General features: G+C 62.0%; 19 protein-coding genes and 1 riboswitch. Of the genes, 7 read left to right on the top strand and 12 right to left on the bottom strand.

What is annotated here, in order from left to right:
- Nucleotides 1–325: 325 nt before the first annotated feature.
- The 6 genes from AC25BC_RS17625 to pobA all read right to left on the bottom strand — a co-directional run bounded on the left by AC25BC_RS17625 (nt 326) and on the right by pobA (nt 6,230).
- Nucleotides 326–1,042: an ABC transporter ATP-binding protein gene (locus AC25BC_RS17625; protein ID WP_012758836.1), complete on the bottom strand. Its 717-nt coding sequence runs from the start codon at nt 1,040–1,042 to the stop codon at nt 326–328.
- On the bottom strand, nt 1,023–1,787 hold the full coding sequence (locus AC25BC_RS17620; protein ID WP_012758835.1) for an ABC transporter ATP-binding protein: 765 nt from the start codon (nt 1,785–1,787) through the stop codon (nt 1,023–1,025). The genes AC25BC_RS17625 and AC25BC_RS17620 overlap by 20 nt, the downstream gene beginning before the upstream one ends.
- Nucleotides 1,787–2,788, bottom strand: coding sequence for a branched-chain amino acid ABC transporter permease (locus tag AC25BC_RS17615; RefSeq protein ID WP_012758834.1), 1,002 nt, complete (start codon nt 2,786–2,788; stop codon nt 1,787–1,789). The genes AC25BC_RS17620 and AC25BC_RS17615 overlap by 1 nt, the downstream gene beginning before the upstream one ends.
- A gap of 1 nt (nt 2,789) precedes the next feature.
- On the bottom strand, nt 2,790–3,653 hold the full coding sequence (locus AC25BC_RS17610; RefSeq protein ID WP_012758833.1) for a branched-chain amino acid ABC transporter permease: 864 nt from the start codon (nt 3,651–3,653) through the stop codon (nt 2,790–2,792).
- Nucleotides 3,654–3,728: 75 nt separating this feature from the next.
- Nucleotides 3,729–4,901 (bottom strand): ABC transporter substrate-binding protein, encoded by a 1,173-nt coding sequence (locus AC25BC_RS17605; protein ID WP_012758832.1) that lies wholly within the window; start codon nt 4,899–4,901, stop codon nt 3,729–3,731.
- 156 nt (nt 4,902–5,057) lie between these two features.
- A complete protein-coding gene (gene pobA, locus AC25BC_RS17600) occupies nt 5,058–6,230 on the bottom strand; it encodes a 4-hydroxybenzoate 3-monooxygenase (RefSeq protein ID WP_012758831.1) in 1,173 nt (390 codons plus the stop codon).
- Nucleotides 6,231–6,357: 127 nt separating this feature from the next.
- Between pobA and AC25BC_RS17595 the strand changes: the two genes are divergently transcribed.
- On the top strand, nt 6,358–7,248 hold the full coding sequence (locus tag AC25BC_RS17595; protein ID WP_012758830.1) for a helix-turn-helix domain-containing protein: 891 nt from the start codon (nt 6,358–6,360) through the stop codon (nt 7,246–7,248).
- A gap of 68 nt (nt 7,249–7,316) precedes the next feature.
- Here the strand turns inward: AC25BC_RS17595 and AC25BC_RS17590 are convergent, their stop codons facing one another.
- The 3 genes from AC25BC_RS17590 to AC25BC_RS17580 form a co-directional block, all read right to left on the bottom strand.
- Entirely contained in the window at nt 7,317–7,616 is a 300-nt protein-coding gene (locus AC25BC_RS17590; protein WP_012758829.1) for a hypothetical protein, read from the bottom strand.
- Nucleotides 7,617–7,674: 58 nt separating this feature from the next.
- Nucleotides 7,675–10,059, bottom strand: coding sequence for a phosphoketolase family protein (locus tag AC25BC_RS17585; protein ID WP_012758828.1), 2,385 nt, complete (start codon nt 10,057–10,059; stop codon nt 7,675–7,677).
- Between the two features lie 71 nt (nt 10,060–10,130).
- Nucleotides 10,131–11,309: an acetate/propionate family kinase gene (locus AC25BC_RS17580; RefSeq protein WP_012758827.1), complete on the bottom strand. Its 1,179-nt coding sequence runs from the start codon at nt 11,307–11,309 to the stop codon at nt 10,131–10,133.
- Nucleotides 11,310–11,601: 292 nt separating this feature from the next.
- On the opposite strand from AC25BC_RS17580, the gene AC25BC_RS17575 reads away from it, so the two are divergent.
- Nucleotides 11,602–13,203: an inorganic phosphate transporter gene (locus AC25BC_RS17575; protein ID WP_128438523.1), complete on the top strand. Its 1,602-nt coding sequence runs from the start codon at nt 11,602–11,604 to the stop codon at nt 13,201–13,203.
- Nucleotides 13,204–13,273: 70 nt separating this feature from the next.
- On the opposite strand, the gene AC25BC_RS17570 is transcribed toward AC25BC_RS17575, so the two are convergent.
- Together AC25BC_RS17570 and AC25BC_RS17565 are read right to left on the bottom strand one after the other, a co-directional pair.
- Complete coding sequence (locus AC25BC_RS17570) at nt 13,274–14,845, bottom strand: putative bifunctional diguanylate cyclase/phosphodiesterase (protein ID WP_012758825.1); 1,572 nt, start codon at nt 14,843–14,845, stop codon at nt 13,274–13,276.
- 457 nt (nt 14,846–15,302) lie between these two features.
- A complete protein-coding gene (locus tag AC25BC_RS17565) occupies nt 15,303–15,857 on the bottom strand; it encodes a histidine phosphatase family protein (protein WP_012758823.1) in 555 nt (184 codons plus the stop codon).
- Nucleotides 15,858–15,934: 77 nt separating this feature from the next.
- A riboswitch (adenosylcobalamin (AdoCbl) riboswitch) is annotated at nt 15,935–16,089 on the top strand.
- A gap of 1 nt (nt 16,090) precedes the next feature.
- Between AC25BC_RS17565 and AC25BC_RS17560 the strand changes: the two genes are divergently transcribed.
- The 3 genes from AC25BC_RS17560 to AC25BC_RS17550 all read left to right on the top strand — a co-directional run bounded on the left by AC25BC_RS17560 (nt 16,091) and on the right by AC25BC_RS17550 (nt 17,846).
- On the top strand, nt 16,091–16,300 hold the full coding sequence (locus tag AC25BC_RS17560) for a CbtB domain-containing protein (RefSeq protein ID WP_003542661.1): 210 nt from the start codon (nt 16,091–16,093) through the stop codon (nt 16,298–16,300).
- Nucleotides 16,301–16,416: 116 nt separating this feature from the next.
- Nucleotides 16,417–17,163 carry a CbtA family protein gene (locus AC25BC_RS17555; RefSeq protein ID WP_128438522.1) on the top strand — a complete coding sequence of 249 codons (747 nt, stop codon included), beginning with the start codon at nt 16,417–16,419 and terminating at the stop codon, nt 17,161–17,163.
- A gap of 50 nt (nt 17,164–17,213) precedes the next feature.
- Nucleotides 17,214–17,846, top strand: coding sequence for a hypothetical protein (locus AC25BC_RS17550; RefSeq protein WP_012758821.1), 633 nt, complete (start codon nt 17,214–17,216; stop codon nt 17,844–17,846).
- Here AC25BC_RS17550 and AC25BC_RS17545 read toward each other — a convergent pair.
- A complete protein-coding gene (locus tag AC25BC_RS17545) occupies nt 17,831–18,493 on the bottom strand; it encodes a sulfite oxidase-like oxidoreductase (RefSeq protein ID WP_012758820.1) in 663 nt (220 codons plus the stop codon). The two genes, AC25BC_RS17550 and AC25BC_RS17545, sit on opposite strands and share 16 nt — an antisense overlap.
- A gap of 191 nt (nt 18,494–18,684) precedes the next feature.
- Between AC25BC_RS17545 and AC25BC_RS17540 the strand changes: the two genes are divergently transcribed.
- Both AC25BC_RS17540 and AC25BC_RS17535 read left to right on the top strand, forming a co-directional pair.
- Nucleotides 18,685–20,481, top strand: coding sequence for a sensor histidine kinase (locus AC25BC_RS17540; RefSeq protein ID WP_348629770.1), 1,797 nt, complete (start codon nt 18,685–18,687; stop codon nt 20,479–20,481).
- Nucleotides 20,478–21,812: a sigma-54-dependent transcriptional regulator gene (locus AC25BC_RS17535; RefSeq protein WP_012758818.1), complete on the top strand. Its 1,335-nt coding sequence runs from the start codon at nt 20,478–20,480 to the stop codon at nt 21,810–21,812. Before AC25BC_RS17540 ends, AC25BC_RS17535 begins: the two co-directional genes overlap by 4 nt.
- Nucleotides 21,813–21,873 lie beyond the last annotated feature (61 nt).

The raw sequence follows: 21,873 nt of genomic DNA, 5'->3' as shown, positions 1-21,873 counted from the left end.
ATTCCGCCCGTCAATCCAACAGATTTCGATCGGGTACACCTCAAGCATTCAAGTAAAGAAAGCGGCTCGGACGTCGATCCTGTTTATGAACCAGGATTTGCGTCTGGTCTTACGTTGCTGCCGCTTCATCGATCATGGTGTTTCTCGCCTTTTCAGGCGATCCATCAATTCGGCCAGCGGAAAACTTTCGGGCATGATAATAATGACCGCTCAATCATGACGTCGTCATGACGATATACTGCATGAATTGCTCGGCGCGCCAAGAGCAACCTTGAAGACGGAATGGGACCGATCAGCAGAGCCTGAGCTTCTGCCGACCATCCCATCAATGCAGGCCGCCGACCCCGAGCAGGCTTTCGACAGCCTCGTGATCCCTGGTGAGATTTTCCGGCGTTCCGGTCCAGGCCAGTCTGCCGCGTTCGAGAATGACGACTTGATCGGCGAAATCGAGCGCGCTCTGGATGCGCTGCTCGACCAGCAGGATGGTCATGTCTCCCGTCTTGGCGAGGTCGGTGAAGGCCGCCATCAGTTCCTCGCAGATAACGGGTGCCAGGCCCTCCAGCGGTTCGTCGAGCAGCAGGACGGAGGGGCGACCGAGAATGGTGCGAGCCGTGGAGAGCATCTGCTGCTCGCCGCCGGAAAGCTGGCTGCTGAGGTTGCGGCGGCGCTCCTTCAGGCGCGGGAACATCGAATAGGCTTCCTCCAGCGCCGTCTTCGGTCGCGCCTTCAAGCCGACGAAGAGATTTTCTTCGACCGTCAGCGTCGGGAAGACGCAGCGTGCCTGCGGCACATATCCGAGGCCTTTATGCGCGCGTGCAGCGCTCGGTGCCGTCGTGACATCCGAATCGCCGAGGCGGATGCTGCCCTCGTATCGCCTGGTCTGCCCGGCAAGCGTCGCGAGCAGCGTGGTCTTGCCCATGCCATTGCGGCCGAGCACGGCAAGCCGGGCGCCTGCCGGCACGGAGAAGGAAATGCCTTCGAGCACTCTCGTCGGCCCATATCCGGCCGACAGATTCTCGACCTCAAGCGACAGGGCTGGCATTGGCATAGCTCCCGAGATAGGCCTCGCGCACGCGCGCATCCTTGGTGACGTCTTCCGGCAGGCCATCGAAGATGATCGTGCCTGATGCAAGCACGATGACGCGTTTGGCAAAACGGAAGACGAGATCCATGTCGTGTTCGATCATCAGCACAGCGAGATCGGCGGGCAGATCGGCGAGCGCCTGCTCGATGCGGCCGGTATCGCTCTGCGGCACGCCGGCTGCCGGCTCGTCGAGCAACAGCACTTTCGGCTTCAGCGCCAGCGCCACGGCGATCTCGAGAAGTCGCTGCTGGCCATAGGCGATTTCGCTGACCTTGCGATGCATCAGGAAAGCCAGTCCGAGTTTTCCAAGGAGATCATCGACCTCGGCCATGACATCGGGCATGCGCAGGAAATTGCCGAACATGTGCCCGGTCTTTCCATCGCGCTGAAGGACGGCAAGTCCCACATGTTCGGCCGGCGTCATGTCCTGGAAGAGCCGCGTCACCTGAAAGGAGCGGACAAGGCCGCGTCTGACCCTGCCGATCGCATCGACCTTCGTCACCACCTCGCCGCCGAGACGAACCTCGCCGGAATCGGGCGATAGATTGCCGGTCACGAGGTTGACGAAGGTGGTCTTGCCGGCGCCGTTCGGGCCGATCAGCGCGATGCGATCGCCAGGCGACATCGTGAGCGAGACATTATTGGTGACGGCCAGGCCGCCGAAGGCTTTCTTGAGATTGGCGACTTCGAAGACCGGGCTCATCAGCGCTGCTCCCTGCGGCGGCCAACGAAGGCTGCGGCCGTGCCATAGAGACCTTTCGGCGCAAAGAGCACGACGGCGATCAGCAGCGCGCCGACCATGGTCAGCCAATGGAAGGGATTGGCGGCGGAGACATAGTCCTCGAAGAGCATGAAGATGAGAGTGCCGGAAAGTGCTCCGAAGAGAGAACCGGTGCCGCCGAGCACTAGCATGACCAGCGCTTCGGCCGACTGCGTGAAAGACAGGCTGTCGAGGCCGACGACCTGTGTCGAAATCGCGTTCAAGGCGCCGCCGACACCGGCAACGGCGCCGGAGATCGCGTACATCCTGATGAGAGCTGCCTTCGGCGAGGCGCCCATGGCGCGGATGCGCAGCGGGTCCTGCTTGATGGCGCGGCAGAGCATGCCGAAGGGCGAGCGAACCAGGACCCTCAGCAGCACGAAGACGATCAGCAGCAGCGCCATTCCGAAGAAGAAGGCGGTGTGACCGTAGAGATCGAATTCGAAGAGACCGAAGACCGGGTCCGGCGCGATGCCGGAAAGTCCGTCGCTGCCGCCTGTCCATGACGAGGCCTTGTTGGCGAATTCATGGAAGAGGTTGATCAGCGCAATCGACAGCACCAGCTGCGGCAGTCCATGCGCACGCAGGATGATGGCGCCGCAGAGCAACCCGGCAACCGCGCCACCGGCAATGCCGGCCAGCATCATCAACAGCGGGTCATTGATGCCGTAATGCGCCGACAGGATCCCGGCGGCATAGGCGCCGGAGCCGAAAAGTGCTGCATGGCCGAGCGTTGCGACGCCGCAATAACCGGTCACGAGATCGAGAGACAGGACGAGCAGCGCGATCGTGATCATCCGGGTCAAAAGTGCGAGATTATCGGGGAAGGCGAAATAGCCGATCGCGGCAACGGCTAAGATGACCGCTATTCCGATAAGATCGCGGCCGATAAACCCGCGCCGATGTTGGAAACCTTCGTTTTCGTTGTTCATGACAAGCGCCATCTTATTTCGCCCTTCCGGCAAGGCCGCGCGGGAAGACGCAGATGATTGCGATCACGGCGAGATAGAAGAAGAATTCGCCGAATTCAGGCATCAGATACCGTCCTGTGGTATCGATCGCGCCCAGCAGCAGACAGGCGATCAGTGCACCTGGAATGGAGCCCGCGCCGCCGACGGAGACGACGACCAGGAAGGTCACCATGTAGCGCAGCGCGTAATAGGGTTCGACGGGCAGGAGTTCGGCGCCGACCACGCCACCGAAGGCGGCAAGCCCGACGGCAACGGCAAAGCTCACCGCATAGATGATCTCGGTGCGCACACCGAGTGCCGCAGCCATTGCCGCATCATCGACGGAGGCGCGCAGCTTGACGCCGAAGCTGGTCCTGTCGATCGCAAACCAGAGGGCGAGCGCCACGACCAAGCCGCAGAGGATGACGAAAAGCCGGTGAACGGGAATGGTGCGGAAGCCGAGATCGGCTGACCCCTGCAGTGCACCGGCAAGCGGTATGGTCTTCAGCGTCGGCCCCATGACATAATTGGCGATGCCGATGACGCAGAAGGTGATGCCGATGGTCATCAGCACCTGGGTCAGTTCCGGCGCGCCATAGATCCGGCGGTAGAGAAAACGCTCGATCGGAATGGCGACGATGATGGTGATGACAACGGCGGCGATGACCGCCGCGGCATAACCAAGGCCAAGGTCGCGGGCGACATAGGAGGCGATATAGCCGCCGATCATCGCGAAAGCGCCATGGGCGAGGTTGACGACACGCATCAGCCCCATGGTCACCGAAAGGCCAATCGAGATCACGAACAGCACCATGCCATAGGCAAGAGCGTCGACGGCTATGCTGAAGACTGTCTGCATGGAAATACCTTGCTTCCAAGCGACGGGCTCGGCCTGATCGCAGGCCAAGCCCGTCACCTGTCTTGACACTCGATGTTACTTGACGGCCGCCAGGCCCGGATCGCCCTGCTTCTCGAAAGTCTGGATCTCCTTGTTGATGTAGGTCCCGTCATCGGCTTTCGTCACTTCGCGCAGATAGATGTTCTGCGTGATGTGACGGCTTTCCGGATCGATCGAAACCGGGCCGCGCGGGCTCGTCCAGGCAAGGCCCTTGACCGCATCGACGGCCTTCTCAGCATCCTGTTTGCCGCCCGTCGCCTCGATCATCTTGTAGATGACATACATGCCGTCATAGGCGCTGACTGAGGGGAAGGAAAGTTCGGCCTTGTTGCCGATCGCTTTGGTCGCCGCCTCGACGAAAGCCTTGTTCTCAGGAGAATCGTGCGACACGGCATAGTGGAAGGTCGTCTGGATGCCGAGTGCGGCATCGCCGAGCGCCGGCAGATCGGATTCCTGCGTCAGGTCACCCGGCGCGAAGAACTTGATGCCGGCAGCCTTCAGGCCATTGTCGTTGTAAGCCTTGACGAAGCCGAGCGTCGTCGGACCGGAGGGCAGGAAGGCGAACACGCCCTCCGCTCCGGAATCCATGATGCGCTGCATGATCGGGCTGAAGTCGTTGGTCGCAAGCGGCATGCGGATCGCCTCGACCACCTGGCCGCCGGCCTTTTCGAAGCCGGCCTTGAAAGCGTTCTCGGCGTCGATGCCGGGGCCGTAATCGCTGACGACGGAAATCACCTTCTTGACGCCGGCGTCGAAGGCGACCTTGGCAATCGGCGTCGAAGTTTGCCAGGTGGTAAACGAGGTGCGGACGACGAGCGGGCTCTTGGTGACGATCGCCGAGGTGGCGGCGTTCATGATGACCATCGGCACATTGCCCTGTTTCAGGATCGGCGTGACCGCCATGGCATCGGGCGTGAAGTAGAAGCCGGCAAGATACTGGACCTTTTCCTTGACGATCAGTTCCTGCGCCAGCGCCTTGGATTGGGCGGGGTCGGCCTGCGGCACGTCGCGATAGACGATCTCGACCGTATCGCTGCCGACCGTGTTGCCGTTGACCGCCATATAGGCGTCGATGCCGGCCTTGAAGTTCTTGCCCTGCAGCGCGAACGGACCGGAGAACGGGCCGATGACGCCGACCTTGATGGTGTCTGCATAGGCCGTGCCGCTGAGCACGACGGCCGCAACGGCGGCCAGAAATAGCTTCTTCATTCTCTCTCTCCCTTTTTGGCGCACTCCCGCGCCGTATTCGCTAGCCGCTCAAAATTGAGCGTTAGCTTGTCATGCGAAATGGTGATGTAAAATGAAATAAATGCCGTAATCCATGGCCAAACGATTATGAGTGTGGGATGCGGAACTATCCTCGTCTCAGAATGGCAATCCCACATAATTCTCCGCGAGCGCTGTCGAGGCGGCGCGGGAATGGGTGAGATAGTCGAGTTCCGCCTCCTGGATCTTCTGGTCGAAATCACCGGTATCCGGAAAACGATGCATCATCGTCGTCATCCACCAGGAAAACCGCACGGCTTTCCATACACGGGCGAGCGCCTTCTGCGAGTAAGCGTCGATGCCACTATTCGAGCCTTCACGGTAATGCTCGATCAGCCCGGAGAAAAGATAATGGACGTCGCTGGCGGCGAGGTTCAATCCCTTGGCGCCGGTCGGCGGGACGATATGGGCGGCGTCGCCGACCAGGAAAAGCCGGCCGAAACGCATCGGTTCGGCGACGAAGGAGCGCAGCGGCGCAATCGATTTCTCGAAGGACGGCGCGGTCGCCAATGCTTCGGCATGATGCGTCGGCAGCCGCCGTCTCAACTCGTCCCAGAAACGGTCGTCGCTCCAGTCCCCGATCTTCTCGTCGAGCGCACATTGGATGTAGTAGCGGCTGCGGGTGGCCGAGCGCATCGAACAAAGCGCAAAGCCCCTTGGATGGTTGGCGTAGATCAGCTCATGGCTGACAGGCGCCACGTCGGCAAGGACCCCCAGCCAGCCGAAGGGATAGACCTTCTCGAAACTCCTGATCGCCCGCTCCGGAACGGTCTTGCGGCTGGCGCCGTGAAACCCGTCGCAGCCGGCGATGAAGTCACAATCGATGCGCTTGGCAACGCCGTCTTTCACATAGGTGACGAAAGGAGAATGGCCGTCGAAGTCATGCGGCGCGACATCGACGGCATCGTAGATCGACGGGGAGCCGCTTTCTTCGCGCCGCTCCATGAGATCGCGCGTCACTTCGGTCTGTCCGTAGACGGTGACACGCCTGCCGCCGGTCAATTCGTGAAGGTCGATGCGATGGTCGCGTCCGTCGAAGGTCAGTGAGAAGCCGTCATGCGGCAGGCCTTCGGAATGCAGCCTCGCGCCTGATTTGGCCTGATCCAGCAGCCCGACGGTGCCTTCCTCCAGAACGCCGGCGCGAACCCGGCTGAGGATGTAATCCTTGTTCACACGATCGAGAATGACATTGTCGACGCCGGCTTCGGTCAGAAGCTGGCCGAGCAGCAGGCCGGATGGTCCCGAACCGATGATGGCGACCTGAGTTCGCAAATGCTTCCTCCCTGCATTTTTGCGTTTTGCCAGATTCTGCCTTGCCGCGCTTGCCGCAGCAATGGACATTCCAACCTAAAAATTGCACTAATCGAACATTGGATCGGGAGAATTCTCACGGAGCCCCATGAGCAAACATATCCCTACCTATGAACTCTACGGCGAAAAGACCGGGCGAGAGCCGGATTTTTGGGTGCATTGCGAAACTATTCGCTCCCGCAGCAGTTTGCATCAATGGGAGATTAGCCCGCATCGTCACGAGAGTTTCTTTCAGATATTGTACATCGAAAGCGGTTCGGGCGATGCGATCTTCGGCGAAAAGAGCCATGCCATCCTTCCGCCGGCGATCATCACCGTGCCGCCCGGGCTCAATCACGGCTTTCGTTTTTCACGCGATATCGACGGCCTGGTGATCACCCTGTTGAGATCCCATCTCAGCCATCCGCCCGGCGATCGAAGCCAGCTCGGCGAATGGCTGGCGGGGCCGCATCTGACGCCGCTCGATCCCGATCATGCCGAGGCCGTCTATGTGATGCAGACGTTGAAGCGGCTGGGCGACGAATTCGAAAATCGCCGCAGCGGCCGCAACGAGGCCTTGGCCGCCTATGTCGCCCTGGCGCTGCGGCTGACGGCGAGGATTTCCCATGAGGGGAATGCGCACGAACTTCCGCCCAACGAGAACGAGCGGCGGATGGACATGCTGAGCGAGCTCATTCAGCAACATTTCCGATCACACAAACCCGCGTCCTTCTACGCCAGGGAGCTTGGGCTTTCGCCGACGCATCTCACCCGCATCGTCCGGACGATGACCGGCAACACGCCGCATGAATTGATCGCCGGCAAACTCGTCGAAGAGGCGAAACGCCAACTGGTTTTTACACTGGGCAGCGTTCAGGAGATCGGATTTCGACTCGGCTTTGCCGACCCAGGCTATTTCTCGCGCTTCTTCGTTAAATACACCGGAGAAACGCCGCGGGTCTGGCGCATGAAGGAAAAAGTCCGGCTCGAACGTGCATAGGGTTCCGGCACTCCAGGTGCGACACGTTCGCGGACAGGCATCCGCGAGGACGCCCGGAGGGCATCGTCTTACCAGGCTTCGACGCCGTCTTCCGTGTTACGGGCGCGTTCGCCGGCGCGGGTCTCGTATGCGTCTCGTTGCTCAGCTGATTTGACGGCATCGTCTGAGCCATCGCGCTGGGCTTCGGGCGTCATGTAGAAGGCGAGCGCCTTTTCCAGCCGGGCGGCGGTAAGCGTGGCAGCGAAACTTTTCATGTCGTTTCCTCGGTCGACGGCCTTGAAGCTTGCCCGAGACACATAGCCTACGATGCGGTCTTGCAGGAACAGTGCGCCGAGGGTTTTCACCAACTTTAGACTTCGCTTGACCATCGCTTCCGCCGGATGATCTCCGCCGACCAGTTCCGTGCGATTCCGTTTGGTTTTCGCTTCACGCCATCGGCCATGTCCAGTTCCGTACCTCCGGCATGTCCTCACCATATTCGCGGACATAGTCGTGATGTTCCGCAAGCTTGCCACGGAAGGCGGCGAGCGCTTCTCCTGCTTTTTCCTTCAGGCCCGGCACGCGCTCGATCGCTTCGATGGCGAGGTGGAAGCGGTCGAGTTCGTTGAGGACGGTCATGTCGAAGGGTGTGGTCGTCGTGCCTTCCTCGATGAAGCCGCGGACGTGGAAGTTGCGGTGGTTGGTGCGTTTATAAGTCAGGCGGTGGATGAGATAGGGATAGCCGTGATAGGCGAAAATGACTGGCTTGTCGGCGGTGAAGATCGCATCGAATGCCTCGTCGGTCAGGCCGTGCGGATGCTGATCCCTGGATTGCAGTGCGAGGAGATCGACGACGTTGACGGCGCGGATCTTCAGTTCCGGAATTGCCTTACGCAGCAGGTCGACGGCAGCAAGCGTCTCCATGGTCGGCACGTCGCCGGCGCAGGCCATGACGAGATCAGGCAGGATGGTGTCGTCCTCGTTGCTCGCCCAGTGCCAGATGCCGATGCCGGCCTCGCAATGTTTCACCGCCTCGTCCATCGATAGCCATTGCGGCTCCGGCTGCTTGCCGGCGACGATGACATTGATGCGGTCATAGGTGCGCAGGCAATGGTCGCCGACCCAAAGCAGGGTGTTGGCATCCGGCGGCAGGTAGATGCGGACGATATCGGCCTTCTTGTTGGCGACGAGGTCGACGAAACCGGGGTCCTGATGGCTGAAGCCGTTGTGGTCCTGACGCCAGACATGCGAGGTCAGCAGGTAATTCAGCGACGAGATCGGCTTTCTCCACTCAAGTTCCCGCGTCACCTTCAGCCATTTGGCGTGCTGGTTGAACATGGAATCGATGATGTGGATGAAGGCCTCGTAGCAGGAGAACAGGCCGTGCCGGCCAGTCAGCAGGTAGCCTTCCAGCCAGCCCTGGCAAAGATGTTCGCTCAGCACCTCCATCACACGTCCATCCCGGGACAAGTGGACGTCGTAGGGTTCGATACCCTCCATCCAGACACGGTCGGTGACTTCGAAGACGCTGCCGAGGCGGTTCGATTCCGTCTCGTCGGGGCCGAAGATGCGGAAGTTGGCGGCATCGGCGTTGCGCTTCATCGTGTCGCGCAAGTAGTGACCGAGGATTTCCGTCGACTGCACCATGGCGCTACCGTGCTTGCCGATATCGACCGCATAGTCGCGGATATCGGGAACATCGAGTTCCTTGCGCAGCAAACCGCCATTGGCGTGCGGATTGGCGCCCATGCGGCGCTCGCCGACAGGGGCGAGCGCCCGCAGCTCGGGTTTCAGCCGGCCGTCGCTGCCGAACAGGTCTTTCGGATCATAGCTGCGCATCCAGTCCTCGAGGATCTTGCGATGCCCTTCATTCTCGCGGCAGTTGGAGACCGGCACCTGGTGGGCGCGCCAGAAGCCTTCGACCTTCTTGCCGTCGACTTCCTTCGGTCCTGTCCAGCCCTTCGGGCTGCGTAGCACGATCATCGGCCAGCGCGGGCAGATATCGGGCGCCTTGCCATTGCGGGCTTCCTCCTGGATTTCGCGAATGCGGTCGAAGACCCTGTCGAAGGTTGCGGCCATCTGCTGGTGCATATCGCGTGGCTCGTGACCCTCGACGAAGAAGGGCTCATAGCCGTAGCCTTCAAAGAGGCTCTGCAAATCCTCGTGACTGGCGCGGCCAAGAATGGTCGGATTGGCGATCTTGTAGCCGTTCAGATGCAGGATCGGCAGCACGGCGCCATCGCGGGCAGGGTTCAGAAACTTGTTGGAATGCCAGCTCGCAGCCAGTGGCCCGGTTTCGGCTTCGCCGTCGCCGATGACGCAGGCAACGATCAGATCGGGATTGTCGAAGGCGGCGCCATAGGCATGGACGAGGGCGTAACCGAGTTCGCCGCCCTCGTGGATCGAGCCCGGTGTCTCGGGTGCCGCGTGGCTCGGAATGCCGCCGGGGAAGGAGAATTGCCGGAAGAGCTTGCGCATGCCCTCTGCATCCTCGGAAATATCGGGATAGATCTCGCTGTAGATGCCTTCGAGATAGGTGTTGGCGACCATGCCCGGCCCGCCATGGCCGGGGCCGCACATATAGATGATGTCGAGATCGCGGGCGCGGATGAGACGGTTCAGATGTGCATAGATAAAGTTGAGGCCGGGTGTCGTGCCCCAATGGCCGAGCAGGCGGGGCTTGATGTGCTCTGGTTTCAGCGGCTCGCGCAACAGCGGATTGGTCAGCAGATAGATTTGGCCGATGGAGAGATAATTGGCGGCGCGCCAATAGCGGTCGATCAGGGTGAGTTCGGCATCGGTAAGGGCAGCGGTCGAGACATGCTTTTCCATGGGTTTCTCCCGTTCGAGAACGTCTTCAACGTCAATTCTACCGGCGGATGCCGGAATGCTGTTGATCTGGATCAGTCACTGCGAAGAACGGACAGCGCCTCCTCGGCGATGGTCTGTTCCTCATCGGTGGCGATGACATGGGCGGCGATGCGGCTTTCCCGCGTGCTGATGGTGAAATCATTGGCAGCATTGGCCTTTTCGTCGGTTGCAAGGCCAAGCCAGGACAGCCGCTTGGTCACACCTGCGCGGATCTCCGGTTGATGCTCGCCGATGCCGGCGGTGAAGACGATGGCGTCAAGGCCACCAAGCGTTGCCGCCATGCGGCCGATTTCGCCGGCAATGCGCAGCGTGAATAGCTCGATCGCCTGGCGCGCCTCCGGCCGGCTGTCCTTCAACAGCTCGCGCGTATCGGCAGTGATGCCGGAGACGCCGAGCAGGCCGCTGCGATGATAGAGCAGGTCTTCGATCTCCTCGAAGGACTGCTTCCTCTGACCGGCCAGATGCAGGATGACGCCGGGATCGAGCCAGCCCGGACGCGTCGCCATCGGGATGCCATCCAGCGTCGAAAAGCCCATGCTGCAATCGCGGCTGACGCCGTTATCCAATGCGCAGAGGCTGGCGCCGCTGCCGAGATGGGCGACGACCACCTTTGCCGGGTGCGGCGCCTTGCGGCGAAGCTCGCCGGCGATGAATTTGTAGGAGAGGCCGTGGAAGCCGTAGCGCTTGATGCCCTCGTCATGCAGCGCGCGGGGAATGGCGAAGCGGCGAACGAGATCGTCCTGCGTGGCATGGAAGGCGGTATCGAAGGAGGCGATATGGGCAAGATGCGGTTTCAGATGCTTGAGGGCGCGGATGAAACGCAGCGCCCGCGGCTGGTGCAAGGGCGCAAGCGGGGTCAGCGCATCGATGGCATCGATTGCGGCGGCGTCGAGCGCGATCGCTTTGGTAAACCGGTCGCCGCCATGGACGACGCGGTGGCCGGCGGCGCGCGCGGCGGTCATGTCGAAATGATCGGCGAGAAGCGCGAAGGTCTCATCGATGACGCCGTGCAGATCTTCGGTCACCGCGGCCTTCAACGGCATCTCGACTATCTGCGATGCTTTCGTCAGGCCGAGCGACAGCGGTTCGGCGCGGAAATCGATCACGCCCTTGCCGATGCGCCGCGCCTTGGGGCCGTCTATCGCGAAGATGCCGATCTTAACGGTCGAGGAGCCGGTGTTGAAGGTCAGCAGCAGGTCGGTCGATGACATGTCTTCCAAGACTCCGCGCGGGTGTGAGATGACCGAACTTAGCGTCGGATGTCCAGGCGGGAAGGATTTATTCGCTCGGGGCGCGCTTTTGTCATTGCGTAGACAACCATCGTCAGCCGCTTGGGATCGCAACGCGGCATCTATTATGGAGGCGACGGTACCAGGCGCATCACCGTCAATATCGCCCAGCATCAGTGGCTTACGGGCGGTTCAGTCGGGGCGTCATGAGAGCTTCACGCGGCGGATTTATTAACAAAAGGCAAATTTGCAAAACGGAATAAGGAACTATGCCATGGCCGATATTGCCCCCAGCCAGGTTCATAGCGACGCTTCCCACCCGCTCCACAGTTCGAATTCGGCCAACAAGTGGTTCTTGCCGCTGTTCGCGCTCGTTCTGGTCTGCGGCCTTGGATATGTCGCTTATGCACTCGGCCGCGACCTGACAACCGCAGTCGCCGTTCCCTGGATTCTCCTAGGCCTTGCACTGCTCATCGCGCTCGGCTTCGAGTTCGTCAACGGTTTCCATGATACGGCCAATGCCGTCGCCACGGTGATCTACACCCGTTCCATGCCGGCGGAATTCGCCGTTATCTGGTCCGGCTTCTTCAACTTCCTCGGCGTGCTGACCTCGAGCGGCGCCGTCGCCTTTGGTATTCTGGCGCTGCTGCCGGTGGAATTGATCCTGCAGGTCGGTTCCGGCTCCGGCCTTGCCATGGTCTTCGCGCTGCTGATTGCCGCGATCGTCTGGAATCTCGGCACCTGGTATCTCGGCCTGCCGTCGTCGAGTTCGCATACGCTGGTCGGCTCGATCATCGGCGTCGGCCTTGCCAACCAGTTCCTGGCGCCGGCAGGCACAGCGACCAGCGGTGTCGACTGGTCGCAAGCGACCAATATCGGCCTGTCGCTTTTGATCTCGCCGCTCATCGGCTTCGGTCTTTCCGCTGTCCTCCTGCTGGTCATGAAGCTTCTGGTGCGCAACAAGGCGCTCTACGCAGAGCCGAAGGGCAACCAGCCGCCGCCGCCCTGGATCCGTGCGATCCTGATCTTCACCTGCACCGGCGTCAGCTTCGCCCACGGCTCCAACGACGGGCAGAAGGGCATGGGCCTCATCATGCTGATCCTGATCGGCCTGGTGCCGACGGCTTTCGCGCTGAACCGCACGCCGGATGTCAACTATCTCGAAGCCTACAAGTCAGCATCAGCCCATGTGGAAACCGCACTCGGCAAATATGTGAAGCCGGGCGTTACGGTTGCGGACTACAAGGCCGAAGTCGGCAACGCCGTCAAGAACAAGACCTGGACGGATACGACGACGCCGGCCCTGCAGCAATATATCCACCAGACAAGTGCTGAAGTCGCCGGCTTCCCGACGCTCGAAGCGGTGCCGACCAATCTCGTCGGCAACGTCCGCAACGACATCTATCTGATCGGCGAGGCGCTGAAGTTGATCGACAAGCAGAAGCTGCTGCCGATGGATGCCGGCGACCTCAGCGCGGTGACGAGCTACCACAAGGCGGTCGACAACGCGACGAAGTTCATCCCGCTCTGGGTGAAAGTGGCGGTCGCGATCGCGCTCGGCCTCGGTACGATGGTGGGCTGGAAGCGCATCGTCGTCACCGTCGGCGAAAAGATCGGCAAGACGCATCTGACCTATGGTCAGGGCGCGGCAGCCGAAGTCGTGGCGATGGTCACTATCGCCTCGGCCGACCATCTCGGCCTGCCGGTCTCGACCACCCATGTGCTGTCATCAGGCGTTGCCGGCACTATGGCGGCCAACGGTTCCGGCCTGCAATGGTCGACCGTGCGTAACATGCTGATGGCCTGGGTGCTGACGCTGCCGGCCTCGATCGCGATCGCCTTCGTGCTGTTCGTGATCATGCGCCAGGTTTTTTAAAGCAAATTCCCGGCAAAGCGCGAAGCGGTTTTGCCGGGAATTGCGTCAAAACAAAAGGTAGAGCGTTCCGTCAGCCCGTCGAGGCCAATTTGGTATTGCGATCGCTGATGAAGATGCCCGCCTCGGCGGCGGGCATCGCCTTGCCGAAAAGATAGCCCTGGCCGATGTCGCAGCCAAGCTGCAGCAGGAAGGCGAGCTGGCCGTGCTCCTCGATACCTTCCGCCGTCGTCTTGATGTTGAGGCTCCTGCCGAGGCCGAGCATGGCGCGGACGATCTTTTCCTGCCGCTCGTCGTCGCGATAGGTGGCGATGAAGCTTTTGTCGATCTTGATCTTGTCGAAACGATAGCGGGAAAGCTGGGCGAGGCTCGAATAGCCCGTGCCGAAATCGTCGAGTGCGATCTGGATGCCGGCGGCGTGCAGCTCGTCGAGAATGAGGGCGGCGATGGCGGGATCCTGGATCAGCGCGTTTTCGGTGATCTCCACTTCCAGGCGCTGCGGCGGCAGCCGGCTTGCCGAAAGGACCTTGAGAATACGCGATGTCAGCAATCTGTCTTCCATCTGCACCGGCGAGACGTTGAAGGACAACGTCACATGATCCGGCCAGGCGAGTGCGTCGCTGCAGGCCTGGGTGAGGAGATCCTCGAATAATGCCGTGATCATGCCGGTTTCCTCGGCGATATCGATGAAGACCGGCGGCGGGATGTTGACGCCGTCGTCGCCGATCCAGCGCGCTAAGGCCTCGAAGCCGCAGAGCTGGCCGGTCTTGAGGTCGATCAGCGGCTGATAGAAGGGCTTGATCGCCTTGTTGGAGATCGCGGCGCGCAGCCTGGTTTCCAGCGCGGCGCGTTCCGTTACCTTGTCCTGCATCGAAGGTTCGAAGACGAAATAGTGGTTGGGTCCGCGTGATTTCGCCTCGTACATGGCGAGGTCGGCACGGTGGGCGGCATCTTCCAGCGGCTCGGCTCCCTCGGCCCAGCGGTCATAGCCGACGCTGGCGCCGACTTCGACGGCAAAGCCATCGATATGGATCGGCCGGGTGACGGCCTGGATCAGCAGCTTGGCAAAACGCTCCTCGCGCTGCGCCGTCAGGGCGAAGGCGACGATGATGAATTCGTCGCCGCCGAAGCGATAGACGCAATCGGCATTGCCGAGCGCGCAGATGCGTCTGGCAACCTCGATCAACAGGATGTCGCCGCCCTTGTGGCCGACGAGGTCATTGACCTTCTTGAAGCCGTCGAGGTCAACGGAGAAGATGGTGACGTTGCGGTCCCACTCCTCGATCTCGGCCTCGTCGTCCTTGATCGGCCGGGAGAGGATCTTGCGCTCGAAGGCGTAGCGGTTCGGCAGCTTGGTGAGATGGTCGTGGGTTGCGGTCCAATCGGCTTTTGCCTGGGCGGCCGCGCGCAGTTCCATTTCCTTACGCAGGTCGGCGATGCGCAGCACCGAATAGACGAAGCTCATGGCGCCGGCGATGCCGAGCGCCAGAACGAGCTTGTCGGCGCCGTACTCGCCGAAGCCGGTCATGAAGGCGACCAGGCTGTCGTCGAGCTGTAGCAGCGTGCCGAGAAGCCAGAGGGTCACTCCAGACACCACGATCGACACGCATTGCCGTCCGGCCCTGCTTTGGAAAAACACCGGCATTATGCCTTCTCCATCTCTACCTTCGCGGAAATATCACGAAAGTCTGAAATGTTTGTTGAAACCAGAAGGCGAATTATCAGAGGCGGCAGCCTGTTGCTGTGCCGCAGAGAGACCCGACGGGGCCTGTGGGGAACCAGGGCGTCGTTATCAGCGCGATCGCCTTCGTGGTTCGGGAGACCGGCTGATGCGGGAAAAGAACGAAGGCGAGCGTGCTAATGCATCGCTCGCCCTTTCTCGTGCTTCAGGCGGTGACGATCAGCAGCGGAACGCTGAAGATGAGACCGACCAGAACCGTGACTGTGGCGACACGCATAAAACGCAGGCGTCGCGTGCGCTCGCCACTCCAATCATATGTCATTCTTCCATCTCCTTGGGACAAGGAAGTAGTCCCCGCAAAGCCGGGTTCAACATAGATGACGCGATTTGCTTGTGCAAAGCTGGATAAGATCAGCAGTCTCTAATGCTGGAAGCGCAGAGACCAGCGCTGTCCGTTGCTGGTCATGCGGATGACGGAAAGCGGCTCGACGTCGCTCAGCCAGAAGGAGGAGAGCGGCGCCTGCAGTACATGCACGATCGCTGCCCGGATGACGGCCGCGTGGCTAACGGCGATCACATGGCCGCCGAGGCTCGATTGCTCATCCATCCAGCCGGCGATGCGCGTGCGCAGATCAACAAGGCTCTCGCCGCCATGCGGGGCCCCTTCCGGATCGCTCATCCAGCCCATGAGGTTTTCCGGCTCTTCGGTCCCGATCGTCGTGATCGACCTGCCGGCCCAGCGGCCATGGTCGCAGTCGCGAAGTGCGAGGTCTATGCGGGCTTCGAGGCGGAGCGCTTCCGCGGTCTGGCGGGCACGCAAAGCCGGGCTCATGGCAATTCGATCGGCGCGGGGCGGGGGGATCATCCTGCCGGCCTCCTCCACTGCCTTATCCTCGAGCGGTTCGTCGAGCGGGAACAGGGCCTTGCGGCTTGCTGCCGTCGCGCCGTGGCAGATCCAGGTGAGGCGCGTGTTCACGGTCGTTCTTGTCTCCCGGAATGCGGCGACAGCGTCCTTCGCCGGCTTGTGAAGTTTCGTTGACAGTCTCTTCGGCGTGCAGATATAACCGTGCAGTTGCGGGTTTGGAAGCCGGTGTAAGTCCGGCGCGGTCGCGCCACTGTGACCAGCGTGTCGAAAGCTCTTCGCGCTGGAAGTCAGACCCTACTGCACAAGCACTCTTTCGACTGAACGCGTCATTCCCGGAGGAATACATGTCTGACACCACTTTCGCGCCCGTTGCGGTACCGGCGCCGATCCCTGTAGGCGAGATCCTGCCCTGGGCGATCTTCGGCGGCCTGCTGATGCTCATCGTCCTCTATTTCGTCGGCACCGAGGAAGGCGCAATGGCGCTGTTCAACGGCATGTATGTGCACGAATTCGTGCATGACGGCCGCCATCTCCTCGGCTTTCCCTGCCACTAAAGCGCGTCGCGATCTTTCAGATTCGCTCATCGCGCTATAGGTTTTTGTTTTACGCATGTCTTTATCGCAAAACCGCGGCACACTTTTGCGCGACGTGCCTTAAGGGAGTTCCGGACATGGTTGGAAACCTCTTGCTTCGCGGCATGCTCGCGGGCCTGATTGCTGGCATCCTGGTTTTCGCTTTCGCCCATACGTTCGGCGAGCCGCTGGTCGATGCGGCGATCGCCTTCGAGGAGGCGAGCGCCCAGGCGGCCGGCGAAGCTGCCGAACCCGAAATCGTCAGCCGCGCCACACAGGCCGGTCTCGGCCTTTTCACCGGCGTCATGGCCTACAGCGCCGCCGTCGGCGGGCTCTTCGCGCTCGCTTTCGCTTTCGTGCACGGCCGCTTCAGCAGCCTTTCGCCGCGCGGCACCTCGGCCGTCATCGCCATTGCCGCCTTCGTGGCGGTCGTCCTCGTTCCCGGGATCAAGTATCCGGCCAACCCGCCGGCAGTCGGCAATCCCGATACGATCGGCGCCAGGACCGAGCTGTTCTTCCTGATGATCGTCGTCTCGCTTGCGGCGCTGATTGCCGCAGTGGCGCTGTCGCGCCGCCTGTCCGAGCGTTTCGGTCTCTGGAACGGCGCGATCATCGCCGGCATCGCCTATCTCGTCTTCATCGGCGTGGTGCTCTATCTGCTGCCGCCGATCAACGAGGTGCCGGAGAACTTCTCGGCGATGGTGCTCTGGCGTTTCCGCACCACTTCGCTCGGAATGCATGTGATCCTCTGGGCAACGCTCGGCCTCGGCTTCGGAGCGCTGGCGGAAAAGCGGCTTGCGGTCGGGGGCGGGGAACGCGGCCGGCCGGCCACGGCATTGCACTGAACGCATCGAAGGACGCCGCTTTGCCGGCGCCCTGAACTTTTCGGGCGAGTATGAAAAACGACAGAGCCAGACCACTGCTGTTGACGGCGTTCTCTGCCGTCGCGTTTTTTTGTGTGGTCGCTGGAAGCGCTTTTGCCCATAGCCGCAGCGACGGCGGCAGCCATGCGGGTCTGGATATCCCGCAAATTTCCCACGGCGAGATGGCTGTCATGTCTGACTATCGCAGTGGGATTGTCGATCTTGCATCCCGTGCTGTCGATACGAACGAGCCGTTCCGCCGCGTGCTGAACTATGCAGAGATCCAGTATTCCTACTGTCTGTGGGGCCGGATGCCGGGCAGCGTGACGGATGAGGAAAGCCCGTTCAACGAATGCGCTCATGCCTATCTCGCCGCGACCAAGGCGGTCTTGCTTTCGATGCGCGAGATGCCGCGGGAGGCTGCCGCGGCGGGTGAAATCATTTCCGCGGTCGACGCCGACATGGTGCGGCGCGGGCTTGCGCTGATCAGCTGCCGGTTCAGCGACGAAGCCTTCAACACCGCCGATATCGTCAAGCCGCGCTGGAGCGAGATCCCATTCCATGCCGCCAGCATGGCGTCGCTGACGGGGCTTGCCGCGTTGTTCGGACTTGGCGTGTTTGCGCTTCGTCGCTTCTCGCGACCGAAAGCTCAGTCGTCGGAATAGCGCTGCTCGCGCCACGGATCGCCGTAGATGTGGTAGCCGTTCTTTTCCCAGAAGCCGGCCTGGTCGGCAGGCATCAGCTCGATGCGGCGCAGCCATTTGGCGCTTTTCCAGAAATAGAGATGCGGCACGACGAGGCGCATCGGGCCGCCGTGCTCCGGTGTCAGCGGCAGGCCTTCCCAGGCGGTGGCGAGGATCGCATCCTCGGCAGCGAAATCGGAGAGCGGCAGGTTGGTGGTATAGCCGTCATAACTCGTCAGCATGACGTAAGCGGCTTCAGGCTTCGGCATGGCGAGGTCGAGCAGATTGCGCGTCGAAACGCCCTTCCATTTGTTGTCGTAGCGCGACCAGGTGGTGACGCAGTGGATATCGCTCACCCCCGTGCTCTGTTCGATCGCCTGGAAGTCGGCCCAGGTGAGGGTGCGCGTCGTTTCGACGAGGCCGCGCACCTCGAGCCGCCAGGTCTCGGTCGAGATGACAGGCTGCTGGCCGAGATCGAGCACCGGCCAGTTCTTGACGAGGTGCTGGCCGGGCGGCAGGCGCTCGGCTTCGGGACGGCTGATACGGCCGGTCAGGAACTTGCCCTCTGCCGCCCAGCGGCGCTTGGATGTGGTGAGTTTGTTATCGGCGGGCGTCTGGTCGTCGCTCATGGGCGGGGGCCTCCTTGCGGTGCAGCAATAGGACATCCACCCCTGCCGGGTGTCAAGTTTCGACGGCCCCTTGGAAATCCCTACCCACCCCTCTAAACTCGGTCCGTCGGGTATGCCTCGCTGGGGAGTGGAGGCAGAAAGGGGAGGAGCCGGTTCTGTCTTCGAAATATCGTGCGATAGCGGCGTTGCTGGTGGTGCCGCTGATCATCTTCTCCTTCTTCACCTATGGGAGCGCGATTGCGACGCGCGCCTATATGGAGGAAGCCTCGGCGCAGGCAGGAACGGCGTTGCGCCTTGCCGTTTCGGCACTCAGCGGCCATCTCAACCGCTACGAGGCGCTGCCGGCGCTGATCGCCGATCACGACGACATCAAGGAACTGGTGAGCGCGCCTGAGGATGTGGCGCTGCGCGATGCGGCCAATCTCTATCTCAAGGAGATCAACGGACTGCTGAAATCCTCCGATATCTATGTGGTCAAGCCAGACGGAGAGACGATCGCGGCCAGCAATTACGATGGGCCTGCAAGCTTCGTCGGACAAAATTTCAGCTACAGGCCCTATTTCCAGGATGCAATCGAAGGCCGGCAGGCACGGTTTTACGCGCTCGGCACCACCTCGCTGAAGCGCGGCTACTATTTTGCCGCACCGATCCGGACCGGCGCGGATATTCGTGGCGTCATCGTCTTCAAGGTCGATATCGATATGATCGAGTCCTCCTGGGGCGGCGGCGAATACAGGATTTTCGTCTCCGATCCGGAGGGCATCATCTTCATGTCCGGCAGCCCGGAATGGCTCTATGGCGCGATCCTGCCGCTGACGGCCGACCGCGTCGCCCGCACCGAGGCGTCGCGACGCTATGCCAATGCCAGGCTGGCGGCGCTGCCGGTGACGCGTCACCACTTCGAGCAGCATGAGCTGATGACGCTGGCCAGCGAGCGCGGTTCGAGCGAATATCTGGTGCTCTCGCATTACATGCCGGCCGAGGACTGGACGGTGAACGTGCTGATGGAGACGAGTTCCATCCGCGCCCAGGCACGCACGGCGCTTGCTGCCGTGTTTCTCATTCTTTGCATTGCCGGGCTTACGGTGGCCGTCCTTCGCCAGCGGCGGGCGCGGCTTGCCGAGCGCATGCAGATGCAGGCCGAGGCCCGCAACGAGCTGGAGCGGCGCGTCGAGGAGCGCACGGCCGATCTTGCCCGCGTCAACAGCCGCATCGAAGAGGAGATTGCCGAGCGGCGGCTGACCGAGCAACAACTCCGACAGACGCAGGCCGATCTGATCCAGGCGGGCAAGCTTGCCGGGCTGGGGCAGATGTCGGCTGCGCTTTCGCACGAATTCAACCAGCCGCTCGCCGCCGCCAAGACCTACACGGACAGCGCCTCCGTTCTCATCGACCGCGGTCGGACGGAGGAGGCGCGGGACAATATCCGGCGTATCGGCGGGCTGATCGACCGTATGGCTGCGATCAGCCGGCACCTGCGCAACTTCGCCCGCAAGCCGAACGAGAAGCTCGGCCTCGTTTCCCTCGACGAGGCGATGCGCGATACGCTGGAGATCGTCGCCTGGCGGTTGAAGGCGGCGGATGCCGAACTGCTGCTCGCTCTCGGCCCGCGTCCGCCGGTGGTGCGCGCCGGTTCGGTGCGTCTGCAGCAGGTGCTGGTGAACGTGATCTCGAATGCGGCCGATGCGGTGGAAGGGCTGGATGATCGGCGCATCGAGGTTTCGGCCTTCGAGGAGGCCGGAAAGGTGGTGCTGACGGTGCGGGATCATGGACCGGGCGTGCCGGCGGCGATCGCCGAGCGTATCTTCGATCCGTTCTTCACGACGAAGGGCGTCGGCAAGGGGCTCGGCCTCGGGCTTTCGATTTCCTACAACATCATCAAGGATTTCGGCGGCAGCCTGACTGCTGCCAATCATCCCGAAGGAGGCGCGGTGTTCCGCATCGAGCTGCAATCGGCGGCAGGGCTGATGCCGGAGGCAGCGGAATGAACGATGCAAAGATCCTGCTGGTCGACGACGAGGAGGAACTGCGCCGCTCGACGGCGCAGGCGCTGGAGCTCTCCGGCTTCAGCGTCGAGACCTATTCGAACGGCGACCACGTGCTGGAGCTGATCGGCTACAGCTTTCCCGGCGTCGTTGTCAGCGATATTCGCATGCCCGGCATCGACGGCATGACGCTGATGCAGAAGATCCGCGAGCTCGACCCGGAGGTACCGGTCATTCTCGTCACCGGCCACGGCGACGTTCAGCTTGCGGTGAAGGCGATGCGCGAAGGCGCCTATGATTTCATCGAGAAGCCGTTCACGCCGGAGATGCTTGCCGGCGTCATCCGCCGGGCGATGGAGCGGCGCGGCCTGGTGCTCGAAAACCGGCTGCTGAAGGCGGTCGCCGGCAAGCGCGACGATATCGAGGCGCGGCTGCCGGGGCGCACGCAGGTGATGGTGGATCTGCGCTACCGCATCCGGGCGATCGGGGCGAGCGATGCCGATACGCTGATCGTCGGCGAGACCGGGGCCGGCAAGGAGGTGGTGGCGCGGGCGCTCCACGACATCAGCGCCCGGGCGAGCCGGCCGTTCATCGCGATCAATTGTGCCGCACTGCCGGCGAACCTGATCGAGAGCGAGCTCTTCGGCCATGAGGTGGGGGCATTTCCGGGTGCGGTAAGGCCGCGTTATGGAAAGTTCGAACACGGGCGCGGCGGCACGATCCTGCTCGACGAGATCGGCTCCATGCCCTTCGACCTGCAGGCGAAGTTCCTGCGGGTGCTGCAGGAGCGGGTGATCTCCAGGCTCGGATCGAACGAGGTCGTGGCGCTCGACGTGCGCTTCATCGCGACAAGCAAGGTCGATCTGGAAGCGGAGGTGGCGGCCGGGCGTTTCCGCGCCGACCTCTTCTATCGGCTGAACGTCGCGACGCTGCACGTGCCGTCTCTGTCGCAGCGGCGGGCGGATGTTCCGCTGCTTTTCCTGCAGCTGGTGCGGGAAGCGGCTGCTCGCTACGGCCGCGACGAGATGGTCGTTCCGCCGGACGTGACTTCCGACATCGCTCAGCGCGACTGGCCCGGCAATGTGCGTGAATTGAGGAATGCCGCCGATCGTCTGGTCCTCGGGCTCGACAATGGCGGGCGCCAAGCCGAGGAAGCGACCGGGCTTGCTGAGCGTGTCGCCGAATTCGAACGAGGGGTCATTGCCAGCGCGCTGGTGGCGCATGGCGGCAGCCTCAGACCGGTCTATGAGTCGCTCGGCATTTCCCGGAAGACACTCTACGAAAAGATGCAGAAATACGGTCTCGACAAGCGGATGCTGACCACCGAAGGCTAGCTCGGAGCTGGGGCGGCGCTGCAATCTCGCGGTGCGATGGGTGGATTTCCACCCACCGCCA

Source organism: Rhizobium sp. WSM409 (assembly GCF_057653825.1).
Note: the sequence above shows the minus strand (reverse complement) of the source record. Positions and strands in the feature narration are given on the sequence as shown.